10 protein-coding genes and 1 tRNA gene are annotated in these 16,503 nt (G+C 74.4%); 3 read left to right on the top strand and 8 right to left on the bottom strand.

What is annotated here, in order from left to right; genetic code table 11:
- Positions 1-30: 30 nt before the first annotated feature.
- Complete coding sequence (locus RE027_RS11915) at positions 31-2,676, top strand: ExeM/NucH family extracellular endonuclease (protein WP_368808486.1); 2,646 nt, start codon at positions 31-33, stop codon at positions 2,674-2,676.
- Between the two features lie 105 nt (positions 2,677-2,781).
- On the opposite strand, the gene RE027_RS11910 is transcribed toward RE027_RS11915, so the two are convergent.
- Positions 2,782-4,746: an FAD/NAD(P)-binding protein gene (locus tag RE027_RS11910; protein WP_368808485.1), complete on the bottom strand. Its 1,965-nt coding sequence runs from the start codon at positions 4,744-4,746 to the stop codon at positions 2,782-2,784.
- Between the two features lie 63 nt (positions 4,747-4,809).
- Here RE027_RS11910 and RE027_RS11905 point away from each other — a divergent pair, with 63 nt between their 5' ends.
- Positions 4,810-6,927, top strand: coding sequence for a prolyl oligopeptidase family serine peptidase (locus tag RE027_RS11905; RefSeq protein WP_368808484.1), 2,118 nt, complete (start codon positions 4,810-4,812; stop codon positions 6,925-6,927).
- 12 nt (positions 6,928-6,939) lie between these two features.
- On the opposite strand, the gene RE027_RS11900 is transcribed toward RE027_RS11905, so the two are convergent.
- The 4 genes from RE027_RS11900 to RE027_RS11885 form a co-directional block, all read right to left on the bottom strand.
- Positions 6,940-7,350 (bottom strand): phage holin family protein, encoded by a 411-nt coding sequence (locus RE027_RS11900; RefSeq protein WP_368808483.1) that lies wholly within the window; start codon positions 7,348-7,350, stop codon positions 6,940-6,942.
- A 12-nt stretch (positions 7,351-7,362) separates the two neighbouring features.
- Positions 7,363-7,779 (bottom strand): spore germination protein GerW family protein, encoded by a 417-nt coding sequence (locus RE027_RS11895; protein ID WP_368808482.1) that lies wholly within the window; start codon positions 7,777-7,779, stop codon positions 7,363-7,365.
- 188 nt (positions 7,780-7,967) lie between these two features.
- Positions 7,968-8,056, bottom strand: a tRNA-Ser gene (locus tag RE027_RS11890).
- Positions 8,057-8,119: 63 nt separating this feature from the next.
- Positions 8,120-9,226, bottom strand: a complete 1,107-nt coding sequence (locus tag RE027_RS11885; protein WP_368808481.1) for a glycosyltransferase — start codon at positions 9,224-9,226, stop codon at positions 8,120-8,122.
- Between the two features lie 190 nt (positions 9,227-9,416).
- Here RE027_RS11885 and RE027_RS11880 point away from each other — a divergent pair, with 190 nt between their 5' ends.
- Positions 9,417-10,877 carry a lipopolysaccharide biosynthesis protein gene (locus tag RE027_RS11880; RefSeq protein WP_368808480.1) on the top strand — a complete coding sequence of 487 codons (1,461 nt, stop codon included), beginning with the start codon at positions 9,417-9,419 and terminating at the stop codon, positions 10,875-10,877.
- A gap of 16 nt (positions 10,878-10,893) precedes the next feature.
- Here RE027_RS11880 and RE027_RS11875 read toward each other — a convergent pair whose 3' ends face one another.
- The 3 genes from RE027_RS11875 to RE027_RS11865 are packed head-to-tail and all read right to left on the bottom strand — an operon-like array spanning position 10,894 to position 16,360.
- Positions 10,894-12,984, bottom strand: coding sequence for an acyltransferase family protein (locus RE027_RS11875; protein WP_368808479.1), 2,091 nt, complete (start codon positions 12,982-12,984; stop codon positions 10,894-10,896).
- Between the two features lie 49 nt (positions 12,985-13,033).
- Positions 13,034-14,122 (bottom strand): glycosyltransferase, encoded by a 1,089-nt coding sequence (locus RE027_RS11870; protein ID WP_368808478.1) that lies wholly within the window; start codon positions 14,120-14,122, stop codon positions 13,034-13,036.
- Between the two features lie 54 nt (positions 14,123-14,176).
- Positions 14,177-16,360, bottom strand: a complete 2,184-nt coding sequence (locus RE027_RS11865; RefSeq protein WP_368808477.1) for a RecQ family ATP-dependent DNA helicase — start codon at positions 16,358-16,360, stop codon at positions 14,177-14,179.
- Positions 16,361-16,503 lie beyond the last annotated feature (143 nt).

Genomic DNA, 16,503 nt, shown 5'->3' with positions numbered 1-16,503 from the left:
CTCCCCCCTGACCGAAGGGACCCTCCCACCGTGAAGAAGCTGCTCTCCCTGCCCCTGAGCGGGGCCCTGGCGGCGGCGCTGCTCGCCGCCCCGCTGACCGTGCCCGTGCACGCCGCCCCGGACGGGACGGACGTGGTCATCAACGAGGCCTACACCAACGGCGGCTCGGCCAACGCCGTCTACCGGCACAAGTTCGTCGAGCTCTACAACCCCACCTCCGAACCCGTGGACCTCACCGGCTGGACGCTGCAGTACCGGGCCGCGGGCGGCGCCGGGCCGGCCGCCCCTGTCGCGCTGTCCGGGACCATCGCCCCGGGCGGCTACTTCCTGGTCCAGGGCAGTTCCAACGCGGACAACGGCGAGGCTCTGCCCGCCTCCGACCTGGCCACGTCGTTCAACCCCGGAGGCGTCTCCGGAACCATCGTGCTCTCCGACGGCGCCGAGCCCCTGACCGCGCCCACCGGCTCCGTGACCGGTGCGGACCGGATCGTGGACCTGCTCGGCTACGGCACGTCCAACACGTTCGAGACCACCCCCGCCACGGGCCCGGCCGCGAACAACGACCCGAAGTCCATGACCCGCACCAACGGCGTGGACACCGACGACAACTCCGCCGACTTCACCGCCACCGGCACCGTGACCCCGCAGGGCTCCGGCGGCAGCACCCCGGCTCCGGAGCCCGCGCCGACTCCCGAGCCCACGCCCACGGCCCCGCCCGTCAGCCTCCCCGTCCGGGAGATCCAGGGCACCGGGGACGTCTCTCCGGTGAACGGGCGGACCGTGACCACCCGCGGCGTCGTCACCGCCGTCTACGCCACCGGAGGCCTCGACGGCTGGTACATCCAGACCCCCGGCACCGGCGGCGACCTCGAGCTCGGGCAGCACGAGGCGTCGGACGGCGTCTTCGTGTACTCGCCCTCGGCCGTGGCGGACGTGGAGCTCGGCCAGTACGTGGAGGTCACGGGGACGGTCGCCGAGTACTTCGGCCAGACGCAGATCAGCGTGCGCCCCGACGGGCTGACGGTCCTGGACGAGACCGCCGAGGCCGTCAAGCCGGCCGCGGTCCGCTGGCCCGCCGACGACGCCGGGCGCGAGACCCTCGAGGGCATGCTGCTCGATCCGGCCGGCGAGTTCGTGATCACGGACAACTACGGCCTCAGCACCTACGGGGAGATCGGACTGGCCGCGGGCACCACGCCGTTGCTGCAGCCCACCGCCGTCGGCGCCCCCGGCTCCCCGGAGGCCGCCGCCCAGGCCGCCGACAACGCCGCCCGCAGGGTCCTGCTCGACGACGGCGCGACCACCGACTACGGCAGGCCCGCCAACGCGTCGGTGCCGCTGCCCTACCTGACCCCGGACACCCCGATGCGGATCGGCGCGCCCGTCGACTTCGTGGCGCCGGTGGTGCTCGGCTACTCCTTCGACGAGTGGCGTCTCCAGCCCACGACGCACGTGACCGGCGAGAACCCCGAGGACGCCCCGGTCCTGGCCGAGAACACCCGCACCGCCGCCCCGGAGGACGTGGGCGGCGACCTCCAGCTCGCCACGTTCAACGTGCTGAACTACTTCACGACCACCGGCGAGGAGCTCTCCGGCTGCTCCTACTACACCGACCGCGCCGGGGACCCGATCACCGTGCGCGGGGGCTGCCTCGCCCGCGGCGCGGCCGAGCAGGAGGACCTGGAGCGCCAGCAGGTCAAGATCGTGGCCGCGATCAACGCCCTCGGCGCCGAGGTGGTCTCCCTCGAGGAGATCGAGAACTCCGCGAAGTTCGGCAAGGACCGGGACCAGGCCCTCTCCGACCTGGTCGACGCCCTCAACGCCGCGGCGGGGGCCGAGGTCTGGGCCTTCGTGCCGTCGCCGGCGGACCGGCCCGCGCTCCAGGACGAGGACGTCATCCGCACGGCGTTCATCTACCGGCCCGACGCGGTCGGCACCGTGGGCGAGTCCGTGATCCTGCAGGACGAGGAGAACTTCGACAACGCCCGGGAGCCGCTGGCCCAGACGTTCCGCCCCGCCGGCGGGACCGCCGACGACGACTTCACGGTGGTGGTCAACCACTTCAAGTCCAAGGGCTCCGCGCCCAGCTCCGGGCCGAACGCCGACGCCGGGGACGGCGCCGGTGCCTGGAACGCCGACCGCACCGCGCAGGCCCGGGCGCTGGTGGCCTTCGCCGAGCAGCTGAAGACCTCGCAGGGCACGGACCGCGTCCTCCTGACCGGCGACTTCAACTCCTACGACCAGGAGCACCCGATGCGGGTCGTGCACGACGCCGGCTACGTGAACCTGGCCCCCGAGGGCGAGTACTCCTACGCCTTCGGCGGCATGGTCGGCTCCCTCGACCACGTGCTGGCCTCCCCCTCGGCGGCCGAGCTCGTCACGGGGTCGGACATCTGGGAGATCAACGCCCACGAGTCCGTGGCCCTGGAGTACAGCCGGCACAACTACAACGTGGTGGACCTCTACGCGGCGGACCCGTACCGTGCCTCCGACCACAACCCGGAGGTCGTGGGCCTGGCCTTCGCCGCCGCGGAACCCGCCGAGCCGCAGAAGCCGGGCAGGGGCAACTCCGGGGAGCACCCCGGCAGGGGCAAGCCCGGGGAGCACCCCGGCAAGGGCGTCCGGGAGCACGCGAGCGACCGTGCCCGGGTGGTCCTGCAGGGCCGCTTCGGCTGAGCTCCTGCCGCGCCGAGCGACTCCGCGCTGAGCTCCTCGTGCGCCGACCGACCCCGTTGTCCTCCGGCGACCACGGCAGACCCTGGTCACCCGGGGACGGCGGGGTCACCCGCGGAGAGGAGCGGGGCCCAGCACCGCCTCGGCGACGCGGTCGGCGTCCGCCAGCGTCCGGGCGCCGAGCTCCGCCGGGGCGCCGGCCTCGGCTGCGATCGCCACGCCCCACTGCACGGCGGACAGCTGGAGCCCGAGCACGTGGACGCCGGGCTCCACGCCGCCGTCGACCCGCACGGCCCGGTACGGGGGCCGGCTGACGTCGAGGCCGGTGCTGGGGACGGTCGCGACGCCGTCCCGGGTCTCCATCGCCCGGACCCGCGCCAGGCCCTCCCGGTGCATCGAGGACAGCAGCGGCGAGATGTTGCGGCGGACGTCGTTGGGCGGGGACATCGCCTCCACCAGGTGCTCGGCGTGGAACGGCTCCCCCTTGACCCAGGGCGAGCCGGCCACGAACCGGCCCTCCTCCTCGTCCACGAGGAACTGCGGGTCCGGGCCCAGGAAGCGGACCACGCCCGCGCGGGCCAGGGCCGCGAGCTGCTGGGTCCGCAGCACGGGCGGCCCGGAGGCGAGACCCTCCACGAAGGGCTCGAAGGTGCGGCGCAGCTCGTCGGTCCAGGAGGCGTCGGCGATGCCGAGGTCGGCGAGCACGGCCTTCAGCACGGTGCGCGCGGCGTTGAGCGAGGCGATCGCCATCTGCAGCGGGTCGTCCTCCCCGGCGAGGGCGCCGTGCACGTCCCGGTCCAGGTGGTGGACCACGGCGGCCGCGTACTCGTCGTGGGAGTCGAAGCCGACCCCCTCGAACGGCCGGGCGAGCCGGATCGCGTTGAGCTGCCGGCCCGGCACCACCGCGGACGCGATGAGCCGCTCGGCGCGGGAGGTCCAGGGCCCCTCCGGGTGCTCGTCGCCGCCGCTGAGCACCTCGTCGAAGCGCGCCAGGAAGTCCTGCGGGTCGGCCTCGAAGGCGTCCGGGTCGGTCCGGGCCAGGACCGTGTAGTAGTTCCACTGGGCGTCCTTGCGGATCAGCGGGTAGAGGTCCGTCTCGAAGGACAGGGGCCCGTCCGCCCGCACCGCGAGCGCCCGCACGGCGTCGAGGGTGAAGAACCGGGTCGTCAGGGTCCTCGCGTAGTAGCCCTCGAGCACGGACTTGGAACGGTAGGGGACGCCGCGGCGGGAGCCGGCCACGATCACGGGCTCCCGCCCGGACGGGTGGTAGACGTAGCGCTCCCCCTCCTGGGTGTAGATCCCGCCCCGGCCCTCGGTGACCTGGGCCAGGACGTCGCAGAAGTTCAGCCCCATCCCGCGCACCAGCACGGTCCGCCCGGCCGGCAGGTCGTCCCAGTGGACGTCGGCGGGCACGGCCGGCGGCCAGTAGGTCAGCCCCAACTCCGCGGCGCCGTCCACGAGCTCCTGCTGGTCCGGGCGCAGGTCGGCGTCGAGGTGGCCGAGGGCGAGCACCACGGCGTCGGCCGGCAGGTTCTGCCCGCCGCTGATCTCCACGTCGTAGCGGTGCCGGGCCTGCTCGCGCACGTGCACGCCCACGGCCTCGGCCCGGTGCACGGTCAGCTCCGCCGAGCCCGGCAGGGCGTCCCGCAGGGTGCGGAAGATCCAGTCGAGGTACACCCCGTAGATCCGCCGGGAGGGGTAGGACGTGGAGGTCATCCGGGTCAGGTGCGCGGCGTCGTCGGGGTCCACGGCGATCTCCCCGGACACGGCCGCGAGCCGCCAGTGCTCGAAGCTCATGTTCCGCAGCGGCCCCACCGGGTCCACGGGGAGCACGCCGTCGTCGGCGATCACCGTGGGGAACAGCGACGGAGTGTTCATCAGGTACAGCGGGGACTGGTTCGGGCGCCACACGTGTCCGGGCCCGGGCGGGAAGGGATCGACGACGTCGATGCGCACCCGGGTGCCCGACGCCGCCGAGCGGGCCGCGAGCCGCTCCACCACGGAGAGCCCGCGCGGGCCGGCCCCGATCACCGTGACGCGTCGTTCGGTCCCTGTCCTGCCCGTCGTTCCCATGCCCACCAGGGTATCGACCCGCACGAGGAGCGCCGGACCGGGGCGGCGCCTACGATGGCGGACATGACCGAGACCGCTGAGCCCGCAGCCCACCCGACCGCCGAGCAGCCGCACGACGAGAACTTGTGGCTGGAGGAGATCACCGGCGAGGCACCCCTGCAGTGGGTCGCCCGGCAGAACGCCCGCACCCTGGCGGCGCTCGAGGGCCCCACGCTGCGCCGGCTCGAGGCGGACGTGCTCGCGGTCATGGACTCGACCGAGCGGATCCCCATGGTCGCCAAGCACGGGCCGCTCTACTACAACTTCTGGCGCGACGCCGAGCACCCCCGCGGCGTCCTCCGCCGCACCACCTGGGAGTCCTGGCTGAGCGAGGACCCGCAGTGGGAGCTCCTGCTCGACGTCGACGCGCTGGCCGCCGAGGAGGGCGTGGAGTGGGTCTACGGCGGCGCCCGGCTGCTGCGCCCGCAGTACACCGGCGGGGAGCACCGGCGGGCGCTGATCAGCCTCTCCCCCGACGGCGGCGACGCCAAGCGGGTGCGCGAGTTCGACCTCGAGCAGAAGCGGTTCGTGCCCGGCGGCTTCGACGTCCCCACGGCGAAGTCCTCGGTCAGCTGGGTCGACGCGGACACCGTGCACGTGGGCACCGACGTCGGCCCCGGCTCGATGACCACGTCCTCGTATCCCCGCACGGTGCGGGTGCTGCGCCGGGGCCAGGAGCTGGCGCAGGCCCGCCAGGTGTTCGAGGTGGACGAGCAGCACGTCCAGGCGGTTTTCGTGCGCGACCACACCCCCGGGTTCGTCCGTGACCTGGCCGTGGACGTGGTCGACTTCTTCTCCTCCCGCACCTACCTGGTGCGGGAGGACGAGCTGGTCCACGTCGACGTGCCCGACAGCGTCACGGTGGACCTGCACCGGCAGTGGCTGCTGCTGCGGCCCCAGGAGGAGCTGGAGCTGGACGGGACCGTCCACCCCGCGGGCTGCCTCCTGGCGGCCGAGCTCGAGGCCTTCCTGGCCGGGGACCGGTCCGTGACGCCCGTGTTCGTCCCGGACGAGCGCACCGCGCTGCAGTCCTGGTCCTGGACGGCCGACCGGCTGATCCTCAACCTGCTGCGTGACGTGTCCTCGGTGGTGCGGATCGCCGAACCGGGCCCGTGGACCACCACCGAGCTGCCGGGGGCGCCGGCGCTGTCCAGCCTGGACGCCTACGCCGTCGACGACGAGGACCCGGAGGCGGGCAACGACTACTGGCTCGTGGCCACCGGGTTCCTCACCCCGACCACCGTCTCCCGGGGCACCCTTCCGGCGGGTCCGGGCGCCGGGGCGCCGCCGCGCGTGGCGCGGACCGCGCCCGCGTTCTTCGACGCGGCGGGCCTGAGCGTCGAGCAGCACTTCGCGGTCTCGGCGGACGGCACCCGGGTGCCCTACTTCCAGGTGGGCCCCGCCGACCTCGCCCTCGACGGCGGGAACCCGACGCTGCTCTCCGGCTACGGCGGCTTCGAGGTCTCCCGCACCCCCGCCTACTCCGGGGCGCTCGGGCGGTCCTGGCTGACCCGCACCGACGCCGCCGGCCGCTCCGGGGTCTACGTGCTCGCCAACATCCGCGGCGGCGGGGAGTACGGCCCGGCGTGGCACCGGGCCGCGCTGCGGGAGCACCGGCACCGCGCCTACGAGGACTTCGCCGCGGTGGCGGCGGACCTGCAGGCCCGCGGCGTGTGCTCGCGGCGGCGCCTGGCGTGCTCGGGCGGGTCCAACGGCGGGCTGCTCGTGGGCAACATGCTCACCCGGTGGCCGGAGCTGTTCGGCGCGGTCTCGTGCGGGGTGCCGCTGCTGGACATGCGCCGCTACACGAAGCTCTCCGCCGGCTACTCCTGGATCGCCGAGTACGGCGACCCGGACGACCCCGAGCAGTGGGAGTCCGTGCGCACGTTCTCCCCGTACCACCTGCTGCGCGAGGGGCAGGACTACCCGCCGGTCCTGTTCTGGACCGCCACGAGCGACGACCGCGTGGGCCCCGTGCAGGCCCGCAAGACGGCGGCCCGGATGCTGGGGCTGGGCCACGAGGACGCGTGGTTCTACGAGGCCACCGAGGGCGGGCACGCGGGCGCGGGCGACAACAAGCAGGCCGCCCGTCTGCACGCCCTCTCCCACGAGTTCCTCTGGGCGGCGCTGCACCGGGACTGAGCCCGGGGCGGCTCAGCGCCTCTCGCGGTCGGGGACGATCCAGCCCATCACGAGGGAGACCACCCCGATGATCAGGGTGGCGAGCACCGCCGTCCAGAGGAAGGAGTCGATCTCCAGCCGCAGCGGGGTGAAGGAGCTCAGCCAGGACGTCAGCCACAGCATCGCCGCGTTGACCACGACGGCGAACAGTCCCAGCGTGAGGCAGGTGATCGGCAGGGACAGGATCGACAGCACGGGGCGCACGACCGCGTTCACGACGCCGAAGACCAGGCCGATGAACAGGTGCGCCAGGACCGACGCCGCGGTCCCGCCGCCGACGGCCGAGACCACGGACGGGTCCGCCGTCAGCTCCATCCCGGGCAGGATCCAGGCGGCCACCCAGATGGCGAGCGCGTTGACGAGGACGCGGAGCAGGAAGGACATGGCACCATCCTGTCAGGCGCGGCGGGTCACGGCGGCCCATCCGACGAGAGCGGCCGCCCCGCACAGCGCCAGGCCCAGCGTGAGGGCGATCCGCTCCGCGTCCACGGCGGGCCGCCAGGTGACGCACTCCCCCTTGACCACGTAGACCCCGGCCGGTTCGGCGCGGACGCCGTAGCCCACGCCCGAGCCGCTGCCGGAGCTGTCCTTCTCCTGGCCCGCGCCGCCGCCCCCGCCGCCCCAGCCGCGGACGCGCGCCACGGGGACGATCGTGGCGCCGTCCGTCTCGTAGGCCTCGCCGAAGACCCGGCGCACGGTGACGGCGTCGACGGCCTGCTCGAGGACGGAGCGGTCGGTGGCACCGGGCTCCCACCGCGGTGCGGTCCGCCCGGCGGCCGGGCCGGACGGGACGTCGGGCTGGTGCTCGGACATGGTGTTCCCCCCGGGGTCGGACCGTCGGCGACGCTGTCCACCAGTCTAGGAAGCGCTCCGCGGGCGGTCACGGGCTCGCCCGCAGATGACGGGCGGCACCGGGGTGGGCGCTCCGCGGGCCCCGGAACGCGGAACACCCCGGACCGACCGGTCCGGGGTGTTCCCGGCGTCCTGGGACGCCGTGCGTGCGGAGACGGGGGGATTTGAACCCCCGGTCGAGTTTAACCCCGACCCTTCATTAGCAGTGAAGTCCATTCGGCCGCTCTGGCACGTCTCCATCCGTCGCCCACCGCGCCGGGTGGACAACACAGGCCAGCTTAAGCGAGGACCGGGCGCGGGGTCAAAGCCGGTCGTGCGCGGCCGGCCGCGGGGCCACCGACCGGTAGAGCCGGTCGAGGTCCGCGGCGACCCGCTGGGCGCCGTAGACGGAGCGGACCTCGTGCGCCATCTCCTCCGGGCCGAGCAGGTCCGGGGCCGCGACGACGTCGAGCACGGCCCGGCCGAAGGCCTCCGGGGTGCGCTCGGCCACGAGCCGCCCGTTGCGCGGGTGCACGAAGTCCCGCTGCCCGCCCACGGCGCCCATGACCACGGGCCGGCCGGCCGCGAGCGCCTCGGCCGCCGCCACGCAGAAGGTCTCGGAGCGGCTGGGCAGCAGGAAGACGTCGGAGGCGGCCAGGCGCTGCTGGACCTCCTCGGCCCCCACGGTGCCCGCGAGCAGCACCCTGCCCTCGAGGCCGAGCTCGCGCACCCGGTCCCGGACGTCCGCCTCGAGGGCCCCGGCCCCGCACCAGGTGAGACGGACGTCGTGGCCGGCGTCCCGGAGCCAGGCGACCGTGTCGACGGCCAGGAGCGGGTCCTTGAGGGCGCGCAGGGCGCCGACGGCCACGAGCTCGAGCGTGCTCCCGCGCGGAGGGGCCGTGACGTGCTCGGCGTGGTCCACCACGTTGCCGATCCGCTCGACCCTCGACGCCGGGGCGAAGCGGCGCAGCACCTCGCACATCATGGAGCTGACCCCGGTGACGCGGTCGGGCGCCCGCAGGATCCGGCGGCTCCACGCCAGGCGCCGCCACAGCGGCCCGTTCTGCTCGGGCGTGAGCACGCCGTTCCAGTGCTCGGTGTGCACCCACGGGCGGCGCCGGGCGAAGGGCAGGCAGACGAGCGCGGCCGAGAAGGGCATCGTGTGCAGGACGTCCGCGCCCGCGAGGTGACGGCGGATCCCGGCGTAGGCGCGCAGCACCGTGGCCGGGTGCAGGGGGTGGAACGGGAGCCGGAGCACGGGCACGCCGTCCCACCGCTCCTGGACGGCCGCCCCGGTGCGCAGCAGCCGCACGTGCAGCACGCGGACGTCGTGGTGGCGGGCGATCGCACGGACGTGCCGGGGCACGAACGGTGTCTCCCCCGGTCGTTGGGCGGAGGGGTACCAGGTGGTGACGACCAGGACGCGCACGGCGCTCAGCCCCGCCCGGTCCCCGGGCGGGCGGGGACGTCGACGGGCACGGGGCAGTTGGGTGCGGCGGCGCGGGAGGTCATGGACCCAGCCTAGCGACGCGCCCGGGCCCGCCCCGGAGCGCCGGGCGGGTGGACCGGCCCCGAGTAGACTCGGGCGCGATGACCAGCCCAGCCCCCGGGTCGGCCGCATGATGTCCCAGTTGCGCTCGATCCTCTTCCCGGCCCCCAACCACGCGAACGTCGACAACCCCCTCGGGTCGGCATTCGCGCTGACCGTGGTGGCCGTGTTCGTGCAGGGCCTGTCCCGCTTCGGCTACAGCGTCCTGGTGGGGCGCCTGCTCGGCCAGGAGGTCCTGGCCGAGGTGAACCTCACGATCTCCCTCGCCCTGTTCCTCGTGCTGCTGTGGCCGCAGGCCTCGGGCACTGCGGCCTCGAAGTTCATCGCGATGGCTCGGGGTCGCCAGGACCGGGACGCGCAGGCCGCCACGGCGTCGTTCACGGCGACCAGCGCGTCGGCGGGCATGGCGGTGCTCTCGGTCTCGGCGGTGCTCTACGCCGCCTTCGTGATGGGGCTCTCGTGGGGGTACGCGGTCTCGTCGGGACTGCTCCTGCTCTCCCTGTCCGCCTACAACTTCGTGCGCGGCGTGCGCACGGGCAACAACCAGTTCGTCACCACGACGGCGTGGGACACCATCAGCTCCTTCCTCACCCTCACCCTGCTGCTGCTGGTGCTCCTGGCCGGCTGGCACTGGGTCCTGCTGCTGCCGCTGATCACCGGCTACGCGGTCTACGCGCTGCCCGCGTGGCCCCGGCGCAGCCGCGCCCGCCTCGACCCGGCCCAGCGCCGGGAGATCCTGCGCTTCACGGCCTGGGGCTCCGCCCACATCATGGCGGCCAGCGGGCTGATGCAGCTGTCCCTCGTCATCGGCGACCACTTCGCCTCGAAGCCCGAGGTCGGTCTCTACGCCGCCGCCGTGTCCCTCGCGACCCCCGCCAGCATGCTCTCCGGGGCCATGCTCACGGCCCTGTCCCCCAGCGTGGCGCGGATGTTTTCCGCCGGGGACACCGCCGGGCTGACCCGGCAGGTGGACGCCATCCTGCGCACCATGGTCACCGTGTTCCTGCCGGTCTTCGGGGTGGGCATCCTGTGGGCCGAGCCCGTGCTGCTGATCTTCGGGGAGGAGTTCCAGGACGCCGAGCCGCTGCTGGTGGTGCTGTTCTTCGCGGTCTCGGCCACGAGCTTCAACGCCGCGAACGCCCGGCTCAACGGCACCGAGGCCTGGGGCATCAAAGCCCTCGCCGCGGCCAACGGCCTCGGCCTGGCCGCGGGGGTGGGCACGATGCTCCTGCTGGGCCCGGAGCTCGGGATCATGGCCTCGGCCCTCGGCTACCTCGTGGGCTCGCTGCTCAGCGCGCTCCTGCCGCTGCTGGTGGTCTGGCGGCTGGACCGGATGCGGTGGGGCGGGGTCGTGCTGCGCATCGCCGTCGGCTACGCGATGGTCCTGGGCGGGCTCCAGGTGCTCGGCCCGGAGTTCCGCGTGCTGCCCGCGCTCGGGGTGACCGCCGTGTTCCTGGCGGTCTGGGCCGGGCTCAGCGCCCGGGACCTGCGGCCCATGGTGCGCGCCGTCGGGGGCAGGTTCCGGCGCTGAGCCGCCGGCCCGCGGCTCAGCCGCCGGGGAGCTGCGGCACCCGGCCCTCGACCTGCTGCTCGAACTGCTCCGCGTAGGCGGGCGCCATCGTGAGCACGTAGTCGCGGGGCATGTGGTTGTCGTCCATGTAGACCCAGCGGTTGCCGATCCGGGACGGGCACGTGCCGCCGGGGCAGACCCAGTCGCTCATGTCGATGTTGACGAAGTTCTCGTGCTCCGCCTCCAGCGCGTCCGCCGGGTTCCGCGGGGCGAGCTTCTGGTCCCGCGGCGGGTTGCAGCGCTCGGCGTCGGGGCCCTCCTGGTCGATGCAGGTGACCATGTTGAAGGGGAAGCGCGGGGTGTCCCGGATGCCGACCACCGTGATGCCCCGCGAGCCGAGGTCCTCGAGGACCTGGTCGAAGCCCGGGGCGATGCGCTCGTCGGGCCCGTCGGTCGAGGTCACGGTGGAGGTGGTGAACACGACGTCGATGCCCTGCTCCTCGATGTACCGGTCCGTGAGCCGGATCAGCTCCTGGCACTCGGTGTTGTCGGTGGTCTCCACCGGCTGGTAGCGGCAGGCGCCCTTGACAGCGGAGAGCAGGTTCCAGCCGCGGTCCTCGGCCACTCGCTGGAACGCCGGCAGCCACTGCTCGGCGTGCGAGTTGCCGATCACCATCGCGTCGACCTCCGCGTCCGGGTCCACCGGCAGGGCCGTGCAGGCCACCACGTAGTCGCCGAACCAGTCCTCCGTCGCCGCGTCGCAGTCCTCCGGCAGGGCGGACCACTGGCCCTCCCGGACCAGCGGGTTCGGGATCGTGGGGACCTGCGGGTCCTGCTCCCGGTCGAAGCCCTCGGCGAGGACGGCGGCGCCCGGGTTCTCCACCGCCGCCCGCTCCGCGGCCTGCTGGGCGTGCCGGTCCAGGACGGTCCGGGCGCCCGCCGCGGGCACCAGCACGAGGGCCACGCACAGCACGATCAGCCCGAGCTGGCGCGCGACGGTCCCCGCCGCGGGGCGCAGCGGGCGCTCGACGAGCCGCTGCACCAGCACGCCCAGGACGATGCTGCCGACGAGGATGGCCAGGCCGTGCAGCAGCGTGGCCTTCTCCCGGTCCGTGACCACCAGGTAGGTCACGAGCACGGGCCAGTGCACGAGGTAGACGGCGTACGACGCCTCGCCGAGGACCAGCAGGGGACGCCGGCTGAGCAGGGCGTCGGCCCCGCGGGGATCGCCGGTGTGCCCGGCGAGGATCACCAGGGCGGCCCCGGCCAGCGGCCACAGCGCCGCCCAGCCGGGGAAGGACCCCTGGACGTCCAGCACCAGACCGCACACGGCGATGGCCACCAGGCCCGTCCAGCCGAGGACGAGGCGCACGGCGCCGGGCAGGGTGAAGCCCCGCAGCACGGCCAGCGCCAGCAGCGAGCCGAGGGCGAACTCCCACAGCCGGGCCCGGGTGTCGAAGTAGGCGAACGCCTGGGTCTCCCGGGTGGAGACCACCGAGAAGGCGAACGAGAGGGCGAAGACGGCGCCGAAGACCCCGGTCGCGACCGCGCCGACGGACCACCCGGTGCGCCGTGCCAGCAGGCCGCACAGGGCCAGCAGCAGCGGCCAGAGGAGGAACACCTGGCCCTGCACGGACAGGGACCAGAAGTGCTGGAAGGGGCTGGCCCGGGAGGAGTCCGCGGCGTAGTAGTCCACCGCGTTGAACGCGAGCACCCAGTTCTGGGAGTACAGCACCGTCGCCGCCGCCTCCTCGATCGCGGCGTACCACCGGTCGGAGGGGAACAGCAGCCGCACCGCCACGAGGGTGCCCAGGACGGTGACGACGACGGGGGGCAGCAGCCGCGAGAAGGTCCTGGCCCAGTAGGAGCCCAGCTCGGGACCCCGGCCCGCCTCGAGCCTCCGGACGAAGGAGAGGGTCATGAGGAACGCCGAGATGAACAGGAACACGTCCACCCCGCCCGAGACCCCGCCGATCCACACGTGGTAGACGGCGACCAGCAGGACGGCGACGGTGCGCAGCCCCTGGACCTCGGGGCGGAAGCGGTGGACGGCCGGGGACTCGCCCGGCCGGGGCCCGGTGGTGGGCGCGGCCCCGGGGGAAAGGGCGGCTGGCAGGAGACGGCTCATGGATTTCTCTCGTCAGGAGGGGGGTCAGACGATGGTCAGGACCTCATTGTCACACCACGAGGGAGGCCGCCATGAACCTCGGCGGCGCGTCCCGGTGCAGGACCGTGCGCAGGTCCCGGGTCAGCAGCGTGGCCGGCCGGCCGAAACGCCGGCGCCGGGCGGACGCCGCGACGACCTCGGCCGCGGTGGCGCCCGGCCGCACGATCAGCTCCAGCAGGTCCCGGTCGGCCCGGGAGAGCACGTCGAGGGCCGGGGCCGCGACGGCGGCCACGAGGTCGGTGAGCTCGCGGCACGCCTGCGCGTCCGCCGGGGACCACTGCGGGGCGCGGGCGTGGACGCCCGAGAACAGCTGGACCCGCAGGACCTTGGCGGCGATCGCCGCGCGCTGCTCCGCGGCCAGTCCGCCGTACCAGGATCCGCCGAGCAGGTCGGTGAACGCCGCGAGGTCATCGGCGAGAGGCCGCTGTCCGCGGCTGATCCGCGCCGCGGCGTCGTCGTGCACGATGTAGTGCGCCCGCCGGGGCGCCAGGTCGATGCGGCCGCCTCCGAACCAGGCACGAGCGGTGAGTCCCTGGTCCTCCCCGGTCGCGTACTGGCCCTGGAAGCGCAGCCCGCGGCCGGTCAGCACCTCCCGGCGGATCAGCCCCAGGCTGGTGGTGCGGTAGGCCAGCCGGTCCTTGACCGGGTCGAGATCCGCGCGGCGGAACGGGCGCGGCACGGGGGTGCGGAGCACCCCGCCCGCGCTGCGGACCAGGCGAGGCAGCACCGCCGCCGAGCCCTGGCGTTCTGCGACCGCCGTCCAGGCCGCCAGGGCCCCGGGAGCGAGGGTGTCGTCGCTGTCCACGAAAGAGACGTACCGGGCGGACGAGCGCTCCAGGGCCAGATTGCGGGGACCGGCCGGGTTGCCGGTGCCGTCGGAGCACTCCACGAGCTCCACGAGCGGGCGGTGCTCCGGGGCGAGACGGTCACGGATCAGGTCAGCGCCGACGTTGTGGCAGACCACCGTGATGTGCACCCCGCCCGAGTCGCTGATCGGGAGCCCGCCGGCCACCACCGAGCGGACGGTGCGGTCGACGGGTCGCGCGGTGGTGTGCACCGGGATGATGACGTCGACGAGCGGTGTGGGAGCAGAAGGCACGCAGGACAGCGTACACAAGCGGAACCGGGCCGGTCCCCCGTGCGACGCCGCAGGTCAGGCCTGGGAGGCCAGCACGAACGGCAGCACGGGCCCGGAGCCGGCCTGCCGCAGGGCGCGGGCGGCCACGGCCAGCGTCCAGCGGCTGTCCACGAGGTCGTCGACGAGCAGCACGGGCTGCCCGCCGAGCCGTTCCAGTCCCTCCGCGAGCTGCGGGCCCACCCCGAACTTCTCCCACACGGCTGCCAGCCGGTAGGCGCTGTTGCCGCCGTGCCCGCCGGAGGGGAAACCCTCGGGGACGTCGAGCTCCCCGAGATAGGGCAGGTGGCCGACCCCCGCCATGCCCTCCGCCAGCGAGCGCACGAGCTGCGGGCGGGAACGGGACGGGATCGAGACGACCGCCGCCGGGCGGTGCGCCCAGCGCCACTCGGCGAGGACCTGGACGCAGGCCCGGCCGAGCGCCTGGTCCACCGGGCCGTCGACGGGCGCCCCCTCCTCGTCGGTGCGGAACACCTCGCGCAGCCGGTTGCCCCAGCCGAGGTCGGTGAGCCGGGCGAGCGCGCGGCCCTCGGCGTACCGCTCCTCCTCCGGGATGCGGCCCTTGACGTCCACCCCGAGCCGCGGCATCCCGGTGGGCCACTGGGCGCGGGGTTCCACGACGACGCCCACGCGGGTCAGGGCGGCCCCGGCGGAGTCGGTGGCGGTCTCGTCGACGGTCGTGGGGTACCACGGACCGGCGCAGGTGTCGCAGCGCCCGCACGGGGCGGCCGTGGGGTCGTCCAGCTGCCGGGCGAGAAACTCCATGCGGCACCCGGTGGTCCGCTCGTAGCCGAGCATGGCGTTCTGCTCGTCGACCCGGGCGGCGGCGATCCGCCGGTAGCGCTCGGCGTCGTAGCGCCACGGCGCGCCCGTGGCCTGCCACCCGCCCTGGACGCGCTCCACGGCGCCCTCGACGGCGAGGACCTTCAGCAGCAGCTCGAGGGGGCTGCGCCGGACGTCCACGCGGGACTCCAGGACGGCCACGGACAGGGACCCCCCGGCGGCCTCCAGCTCGCCGAGGACGGCGGTGGCCTTCTGCTCCGTGGGCATCGACGCGGTGGCGAAGTACTCCCAGATCTGCCGGTCCTCCGTCCCGGGCAGGAGCAGGACGTCGGCGTTGTCGGTGGCGCGGCCGGCACGGCCCACCTGCTGGTAGTAGGCCACGGGCGAGGACGGCGCGCCCAGGTGGACCACGAACCCGAGGTCGGGCTTGTCGAACCCCATGCCGAGCGCGGAGGTGGCCACCAGGGCCTTGACCCGGTTCTCCTTGAGCGCGGTCTCGAGCTCCTCGCGCTCGCCCTGGTCCGTGCGCCCGGTGTAGGCCCGCACCGGCAGGCCGGCGTCGGAGAGCGCCTGGGCGGTGTCCTCGGCGGCCCCGACCGTGAGCGCGTAGATGATCCCGCTGCCCGGGAGGGACTCCACGTGCTCGAGCAGCCAGGCGAGCCGCGCCGTGGCCGAGGGCAGCTCCAGGACGCCCAGCCGCAGGGACGCCCGGGAGAGCGGGCCCCGGAGGGTGAAGACCTCCCCCGTGCTCGTGCCGCCCGGGCGCACGCCCAGCTGCTCCTCGACGTCGGCGACCACCCGCTCGTTCGCGGTGGCGGTGGTGGCCAGGACGGGGACCTGCTCGGGCAGCCGCGCGATCAGGTCGCGGATGCGCCGGTAGTCGGGGCGGAAGTCGTGGCCCCAGTCGGAGATGCAGTGCGCCTCGTCCACCACGAGCAGTCCGAGCCGGGCCACCAGCTGCGGCAGCTGCTGCTCCCGGAACACGGGGTTGTTCAGCCGCTCCGGGGAGACCAGCAGGACGTCGAGCTCGTCGGCCTGCAGCTGGGCGGCGATCTGCCCCCACTCCGTGGCGTTGGCGGAGTTGATCGCGGCCGCGCGCACCCCCGCACGGGCCGCGGCGGCGACCTGGTCCCGCATCAGGGCCAGCAGCGGGGAGACGATCAGGGTGGGGCCCCGGCCCCGCGCGCGCAGCAGCAGGGCGGAGAGGAAGTAGACCGCGGACTTGCCCCACCCGGTGCGCTGCACCACGAGGGCCCGCCGGCCGTGCCCCACGAGGGCCTCGATCGCCTCGAACTGGCCGGGGTGGAAGCCGGCGTCCGCGCGGTCGGTGAGCGCGCGCAGCAGCCCGAGCGCGTCCTCGTGCAGGGCGGGGTCCTGCACGGTGTCGTGGGCGGTCTCGGAGGCCGGGGAGGTCGTCATGGCCCCAGTCTTCCAGGGTCCACCGACGCCGTTCCGCCGCGGAGGCCGGCGGTGCGGTGCGGCACCGCCGGTGCGGCGCCTGCCGGGCCCGGACAGAGCGATGCGCCCGTTGCCCCGTCCGTCGGAACGGACGGCCCCCGCAA

Origin of the sequence: Kocuria sabuli (assembly GCF_040981185.1) — a bacterium.
Lineage (GTDB): Bacteria > Actinomycetota > Actinomycetes > Actinomycetales > Micrococcaceae > Kocuria > Kocuria sabuli.
This window is presented reverse-complemented; position numbering and strand designations above follow the sequence as displayed.

Excerpts from the sequence above, each read along its gene's own strand:
- RE027_RS11910 (WP_368808485.1), bottom strand. The coding sequence starts at position 4,746 with ATGGGAACGACGGGCAGGACAGGGACCGAACGACGCGTCACGGTGATC.
- RE027_RS11905 (WP_368808484.1), top strand. The coding sequence starts at position 4,810 with ATGACCGAGACCGCTGAGCCCGCAGCCCACCCGACCGCCGAGCAGCCG.
- RE027_RS11900 (WP_368808483.1), bottom strand. The coding sequence starts at position 7,350 with ATGTCCTTCCTGCTCCGCGTCCTCGTCAACGCGCTCGCCATCTGGGTG.
- RE027_RS11895 (WP_368808482.1), bottom strand. The coding sequence starts at position 7,779 with ATGTCCGAGCACCAGCCCGACGTCCCGTCCGGCCCGGCCGCCGGGCGG.
- RE027_RS11880 (WP_368808480.1), top strand. The coding sequence starts at position 9,417 with ATGATGTCCCAGTTGCGCTCGATCCTCTTCCCGGCCCCCAACCACGCG.
- RE027_RS11875 (WP_368808479.1), bottom strand. The coding sequence starts at position 12,984 with ATGAGCCGTCTCCTGCCAGCCGCCCTTTCCCCCGGGGCCGCGCCCACC.
- RE027_RS11865 (WP_368808477.1), bottom strand. The coding sequence starts at position 16,360 with ATGACGACCTCCCCGGCCTCCGAGACCGCCCACGACACCGTGCAGGAC.